Annotated in this window: 10 protein-coding genes; 4 read left to right on the top strand and 6 right to left on the bottom strand. The window is 57.8% G+C overall.

What is annotated here, in order from left to right; all coding sequences use genetic code 11:
- From AC2FLZ_RS21440 to AC2FLZ_RS21415, 6 genes are all read right to left on the bottom strand, one after another.
- Positions 1-342: 1-deoxy-D-xylulose-5-phosphate synthase N-terminal domain-containing protein (locus AC2FLZ_RS21440; protein ID WP_496882750.1), on the bottom strand; the 342-nt coding region annotated here is incomplete at its 3' end.
- A 16-nt stretch (positions 343-358) separates the two neighbouring features.
- Complete coding sequence (locus AC2FLZ_RS21435) at positions 359-1,225, bottom strand: polyprenyl synthetase family protein (RefSeq protein ID WP_480555083.1); 867 nt, start codon at positions 1,223-1,225, stop codon at positions 359-361.
- Positions 1,226-1,468, bottom strand: coding sequence for an exodeoxyribonuclease VII small subunit (locus tag AC2FLZ_RS21430; protein ID WP_120634800.1), 243 nt, complete (start codon positions 1,466-1,468; stop codon positions 1,226-1,228).
- Positions 1,465-2,391 (bottom strand): histone deacetylase family protein, encoded by a 927-nt coding sequence (locus tag AC2FLZ_RS21425; RefSeq protein ID WP_480474583.1) that lies wholly within the window; start codon positions 2,389-2,391, stop codon positions 1,465-1,467. Before AC2FLZ_RS21425 ends, AC2FLZ_RS21430 begins: the two co-directional genes overlap by 4 nt.
- A gap of 67 nt (positions 2,392-2,458) precedes the next feature.
- A complete protein-coding gene (locus tag AC2FLZ_RS21420; protein WP_480474581.1) occupies positions 2,459-3,160 on the bottom strand; it encodes a response regulator in 702 nt (233 codons plus the stop codon).
- The gene (locus AC2FLZ_RS21415; RefSeq protein ID WP_480474579.1) at positions 3,157-3,669 is read right to left on the bottom strand and encodes a MarR family winged helix-turn-helix transcriptional regulator; all 513 of its coding nucleotides are present in this window, start codon (positions 3,667-3,669) and stop codon (positions 3,157-3,159) included. The genes AC2FLZ_RS21420 and AC2FLZ_RS21415 overlap by 4 nt, the downstream gene beginning before the upstream one ends.
- 159 nt (positions 3,670-3,828) lie before the next feature.
- Here AC2FLZ_RS21415 and AC2FLZ_RS21410 point away from each other — a divergent pair, with 159 nt between their 5' ends.
- From AC2FLZ_RS21410 to AC2FLZ_RS21395, 4 genes are all read left to right on the top strand, one after another.
- Positions 3,829-4,695 carry a branched-chain amino acid aminotransferase gene (locus AC2FLZ_RS21410; RefSeq protein WP_496882749.1) on the top strand — a complete coding sequence of 289 codons (867 nt, stop codon included), beginning with the start codon at positions 3,829-3,831 and terminating at the stop codon, positions 4,693-4,695.
- Between the two features lie 109 nt (positions 4,696-4,804).
- Entirely contained in the window at positions 4,805-5,755 is a 951-nt protein-coding gene (locus AC2FLZ_RS21405; protein WP_209598922.1) for an AraC family transcriptional regulator, read from the top strand.
- A 111-nt stretch (positions 5,756-5,866) separates the two neighbouring features.
- On the top strand, positions 5,867-6,232 hold the full coding sequence (locus tag AC2FLZ_RS21400; protein WP_050604526.1) for an SPW repeat domain-containing protein: 366 nt from the start codon (positions 5,867-5,869) through the stop codon (positions 6,230-6,232).
- A gap of 172 nt (positions 6,233-6,404) precedes the next feature.
- Positions 6,405-6,585 (top strand): hypothetical protein (locus AC2FLZ_RS21395; protein ID WP_496882748.1); only part of this gene is annotated, 181 nt, incomplete at its 3' end.

Raw genomic sequence — 6,585 nt, 5'->3', positions numbered from 1 at the left:
ATAGGGGCTTTCGCTGCGCTTGGTGAAACCGCTCAAGCCGTCTTTCATACGCAACGTGCGAATGCGGTCGCGCCGTTCGGTCAGGATTTTATGCGGATAGCACTGATGGCCAACATCCCAGATAATCTTGTCGCGCGGCGTGTCGAAAACTGCGTGCAGCGCGGTCGTCAGTTCCACAACGCCCAGACCCGCGCCCAGATGCCCCCCGGTGACAGAAACCGCCGAAATCGTCTCGGCCCGCAATTCCTGCGCGACCTGATGCAGTTGCGCGTCCGAGAACCGCTTGAGATCAGCGGGGCGGTTCACAAGGTCCAGCAGGGGCGTTTTGGGGCGGTCAGACATTTGGCGCGTTCCTGGCTTAGCTGTCCCGGGCAATAACGAAGCGAGCGGCTTCCTTCAAGGTTTCTGCCGTCGGGCCATACCCGTCCAGTGCGGCACAGGCCTGATCAACAAGTTCACTGGCGCGGGTTCTGGCAGCATCCAAACCCAGAAGAGATACGAAAGTGGCCTTTCCCGCATCCGCATCCTTCTGAAGACGTTTGCCTGCCTTTGACGCATCACCTTCAACATCAAGGATGTCGTCTGCAATCTGAAAAGCAAGACCAAGGGCCCGGGCATATTGGCGCAAGGGTTCTGGATCCGCTTTTGCCAGACGCGCACCCGCACAGGCGGACCATTCGATCAAAGCGCCCGTTTTGCCGCCCTGAAGCAGTGTTATCGCATTCAGCGTCAAAGGTTCAGAAGCGGTTTCCGCCGCGATATCAAGCGCCTGCCCCAAAACCATACCTTGCGCACCGCTTGCCCTGGCCAGTGTCAGTGCCAGATCAGCGCGAACGTCTGCATCTCCAACCTCGGGCCGGGTGCACAGTTCAAAGGCCAGTGTCTGCAGCGCGTCCCCGGCAAGTACGGCCGTGCCTTCGTCCCATTTCACATGAACCGTGGGGCGTCCGCGCCGAAGATCGTCGTCATCCATACAAGGCAGATCGTCGTGAACTAGAGAATAGGCGTGAAGGGCCTCGATTGCGGTCGCGGGCCAGATCGCGCGGGACTCGTTGATTTGGTGCAGGCGCGCACTTTCCAGAACCAGAAAGCCGCGCAGCCGTTTACCGCCACGGGTGGCATAGGCCATTGCCCGTGTCACATCCAGATCGGCCAGCGCGCCCATTGTCAGGTCAAAATGATCCTGAAGACACGCCGCGTCCTGCGCCAGTCTTTCCTGAAACATTTACTGACCTTCGACAGGTGTTGTCCCGGTCGGTTGGCCATTCGCGTCCAGAGTGATCGCGGCCACTTTTTCCTCGGCCCGCTTCAACTCGTCCTCGCAACGCTTTTTCAAAGCGGCCCCGCGTTCATACAGCGCAATCGACTGATCCAGCGCCACGTCGCCGCGCTCAAGCTGGCCAACCACGGCCTCAAGCTCTTTCATGGCCTGCTCGAATGTCATCTGTTCAACTGGGGTATCGGTCATCGTGCTGCCTTCATCAGTTCTTCCACATGGGCGCGTGCCGCCTCGGCCAGTGCGTTCAGATCATACCCGCCCTCCAGAGTCGAGACGATACGGCCCTGACACACCTCATCGGCTATCCCGCACAGCTCTGCCGTGATCCAAGCAAAATCGCCGGTCGACCAGTTCAGGTTGGCCAGAGGGTCGTCCTGATGCGCATCGAACCCGGCCGAGATGATGATCAGTTCCGGCCGGAACGCCCGCAAGCGTGGAAAGGCCTGCGTTTCATAGGCGGATCGCATCTCAGCCCCGCCGGTGCCCGGGGCAAGCGGGATGTTCAGAACGTTATCGTAAGCGCCTGTCTCGTCCGGGCGGCCCGATCCTGGCCATAACGGCATCTGCTGGCTCGTGATTACCAGGGCCCGATCTTCATCCCACAGCAGGTCCTGCGTGCCGTTGCCATGATGAACGTCGAAATCGACCACTGCGACCCGCTTCAGCCCGTGGTAATCCAGCGCATGTTTCGCAGCCAGCGCCGCATTGCCAAACAGGCAGAACCCCATAGCTTTCTCGGCTTCGGCGTGGTGCCCCGGTGGGCGAATGGCACAAAAGGCGTTCGGCGCCTCACCGCCCAAAACCAGATCAACGGCCCGTACCGCCGCACCAGCCGCACGATAGGCCGCATCCACGGAACCCGGTGACATGAAGGTGTCCCCGTCGATTTGCGCAAACCCGTCAGTAGGGCGTGACGATCTGATGTCTCGGATATGGCTTTCGGGATGAACACGCAGCAAATCATCGTCTGCCGCCAGTGGAGCGGTCACGCGCTTCAGGTCAAGTCCTTCAAGCGCGTGCAGGATATGCTCCAGCCGCGCCACCTGTTCCGGATGACCTTGCGGTGTGACATGTCCAAGGCAATCGGCATGTGTCAAAAGGGCGGTTTTCATCGGGATCCCATCTTCATCTGGCTAAAATATCCTCGCCGAAGGCTTAAATCGCCGCACAGCGGCTCATTCAATCGGGCGCCAGCATATAGCCCGCGCCCCGGACTGTCTGCAGATACCGGGGCTGTTTCGGGTCCTGTTCGATCTTCCGGCGCAGGCGGGTGATCTGCACGTCCACCGCACGTTCCTGTGCCTGTCCTTTATCCCGGCCCAGATCTTCCACCAGTTTTGCGCGGCTGATTGGCTCACCAGGTTGGGCCGAAAAGATTTTCATCAGCTGGCTTTCGGTCGCGGTCAGGCGGACTGGCCTTTCGCCCTGCCACATTTCACCGCGTTCAATGTCATACCGGATGGGGCCGAGATGCAGGATCTTCGCCGCTGTTTCCTCGGCCGGGGTTTCCGGCATCCGGCGCAGAATCGCATTGATCCGCAGTAGCAGCTCTTTCGGCTCGAAAGGTTTGGCGAGATAATCATCCGCCCCGGCTTCAAGCCCTGCAATCCGATGCTCGGTCTCGCCCTTGGCGGTTAGTAACAGGATCGGCGTCGTATGAGTGTCACGCAGCGACCTGGTCAGACTGACGCCATCTTCGCCCGGCATCATCACATCCATGACGATCATGTCGAAATCCAACCCCGAAAGAACCCGCCGCGCATGGGCCGCATCCCGTGCCGCCGTCACCAGAAACCCGTTTCGCATCAGGAACTTCTTGAGTAGATCGCGAATGCGTTCGTCATCATCAACAATCAGCAAATGTGCATCTATTTCGCTCATGATGTCGTATCCCGCAATTTCGTATAGGCATGACGCATATCAGCATCCATCATTGCTTCAAGCACTTTGCGAAACCCGGCCACGGCCTCGGGACCGGCATCCTTGAAGGCCGCGCGCATTCTTGTTCGTTGCGCATCTGACAACGTGGCCTCCAACGTTTCGCCCTTTTCCGTCAGAAATAGATGCCGTTCGCGTTTGTCCACGGTTCCGACCCGGCTTTCCACCAGACCATCCTCGATCAACGTCCGAAGGACCCTGTTCAGAGACTGTTTTGTAACCCCGAGGATCGCCAGCAAGTTGTTCACCGTGGTGCCCGGGGCGCGATTGATAAAATGGATCGCGCGGTGATGGGCGCGGCCATAGGCCATTTCGGACAGGATACGATCGGGATCCGCGGTAAAGCCGCGATAGGCGAAGAACATTGCCTCGATCCCCTGCCGCAATTGTTCATCCGTCAAAAACAACAGGCTTTCGCCCCCATATCGCGGGGCCGGGCGGATTTCGGACATATCATGCCTCATTCGTTACTCGGGTTCGACTTTATGTCAGCGTTATTGACATTCCAAGGGCAGAGAGGTATCGAATCGCAGTTTTTGCGCAACATTGTGTCCGCATCGGACCTAAGTAGCGCAACAATCGGAAATTTAACCCGGTTCAGGAGGTTTCGCATGGCAGGGTATGATGATCGTGACGGTGTCATCTGGATGGATGGCAAGCTGGTGCCCTGGCGCGATGCCAATGTGCATATTCTGACCCACGCGATGCACTATGCCTCATCCGTGTTCGAGGGGGAACGCGCTTATAGCGGCAAGATCTTCAAAAGCCGCGAACATTCCGAACGTCTTATCGCCAGCGCCGAGGCACTGGACATGCCGATGCCTTATTCTGTCGATCAGATTGAAGCAGCCAAGGAAGAGACCCTGAAAGCCAGTGGCCTTCAGGATGCCTATGTCCGCGCATTGGTCTGGCGCGGGTCTGGCGAAGACATGGGCGTGGCGTCGGCCCGCAACCCGGTACGGATGGCCGTCGCGGTCTGGCCTTGGGGTGCCTACTATGGCGACGCCAAGATGCAGGGCGCAAAACTGGACATCGCCGAATGGAAACGCCCCAGCCCGGAAACCATCCCGGTTCACGCCAAGGCTGCGGGCCTTTACATGATCTGCACCATTTCCAAGCACAAGGCCGAAGCCAAGGGATGCTCGGACGCGCTGTTCATGGACTGGCGTGGTTATGTGGCCGAAGCAACAGGTGCCAACGTGTTCTTCGTCAAGGATGGAGAGGTTCACACCCCGCTGGCGGATTGCTTCCTGAACGGTATCACCCGCCAAACCGTCATTCAGATGCTGAAGGATAAAGGCATCACTGTGCATGAGCGGCGCATCAAGCCCGAAGAAATGGCTGATTTCGAACAGTGCTGGCTGACCGGAACCGCGGCCGAGGTCACTCCGGTCGGGCAAATCGGCGATTTCACTTTCGAAGCCGGCGACCTGACCCGCGAAATCGCAGAAGATTACGAAAAGCTGGTCCGCTCGTAATAACTTGCAAAACCCCGCTTCGGCGGGGTTTTTGTTGCAGATCGTGCAAATTGTCGTGCAAAGCGTTCCGTGATCTGGACGATCGGGTCAATTCCCGTATCTTCGACACATGTTGGATTTACTCAGCGATATTCTCACCCGTCTGTCCCTGCGTGGCACGTTCTACTTCCGCACCTCGTTCACACCACCATTTGGTATTCAGGTGCCGGAATTCGAAAACGTCGCGCGGTTTCATTTTGTCCAACGGGGTGAACTCAAGGTCCATGTCTCATCCACCGGGGAAACGTTGCGGCTGCGGCAGGGGGATCTGATCCTGATCCCTCATGGGGCGCCACATGCGTTGTTGTGTGCCGAGGTCAGGCCACTGGATGCGCTTCCTCTGGAACAGGTTCTTGAGATTGCCGGCTACAAGGGCGATGGCGTTCTTGTCTATGGCGGTGCAGACGAGGACCGGGACACACAACTGATCTGCGGTCATTTTTCATTCACCGGCCCAGCAGGACGAAAAGGCACCGGGCATATGCTGATCGACCGCCTGCCGCCCTACATCCTGATCGAGAATTATGGCGAAGAGGCCGGATCGTGGATGGAATCGACCCTGCGCATGATCGGATCCGAAGTTTCCGGGGCCCGTATTGGCGGCGATCTGATTGCCCTGAAGCTGTCCGAAGTTCTGTTTGCGCAGGCGATCCGAACCTACCTGGAACGGCAAAGCCCTCAGGACACTGCCCTTGCGGGCTTTGCGGATACACGCATCTCACGCGCATTGACGGCGTTCCACCAAGCGCCAGCGCAAGACTGGAGTGTTGCGACACTGGCACGCGAATCCGGCATGTCGCGCACGGCCTTTTCTCAGTTGTTTGCCCAGAAGATGGGCACGACGCCGATGCAATACCTCACCGACTGGCGCATGCAGATTGCGTGCCATGGCCTTACAGAGGCACGATGGAACGTCGCAGATGCAGCAGCCGAAGTTGGATATGCCTCTGAGGCCGCGTTTTCCCGCGTTTTCAAGAAGCAGGTCGGCTTGTCACCAGCCGCATACAGGTCCATGCACTAATACGCCGAATATTCTGTACGATCTGCAAGATTTTTGAAACGATCAAGAATTCAGCGTTCGGGTCAGGCTTTCTATCTTTCTTTCATCACTGATTGAAAAGAGGAGAATCTTATGTCCCTGCGTTTCGTTACCCGCTCTGTCCACGCGTATCTGGACTACCCGGTTGCCATTGCCCTGATGACACTGCCATTCCTGCTGGGATTGGGTCAGTCCAACCCGCTGGCGCTGTGGCTTTCGGTTGTCACTGGCGTCGCCGCCTTTGTCCTGACGGTTCTGACCGACCATCATTTGGGAATTTGGCGCGTTCTACCCTACAAATTTCACCTGGCCGTGGACCTTATTGTCGGCATCACCTTTCTGTTTGCACCTAGTGTACTGGGGTTTTCAGGATTGGATGCGGCGTTCTACTGGCTGAACGGTGCGGCTGTGGTTCTCGTCATCTCGCTCAGCGCGCCCGAGCAGGAAGTCGCTGCCTGAGCGCTGTGCCTCTGCATTGGCAACTTTGTCCAAATACTGCCGAAAAAGCTGAGCTGCCAGTTTTAGAAATCGGCGGCTCAGAGCAGAGAAGTGTATCGACCGGTCGGGAGAATTTACTTGAAAAAGCTGACTGAATTCATCAGATTTATCCCAGTGCGGGGTGAGGTCACAGATGACAGACACGCTTGACGAAATCATGGCCCGACATGATGCGCTAGTTGCGTGCGGGTGCAACTGTTGCGAAGGCGACTATTGTGCCTATGCTGATCGCCAGAACCGGGACACCGCAACCGCAGAAGAAGCCCGGGCACAAGGCACCGTCCGTCAACGCAAGTCGTTGCGATATATCTTTG

The sequence above is a fragment of the Ruegeria sp. YKSF131 genome (assembly GCF_059612645.1).
Note: the sequence above shows the minus strand (reverse complement) of the source record. Positions and strands in the feature narration are given on the sequence as shown.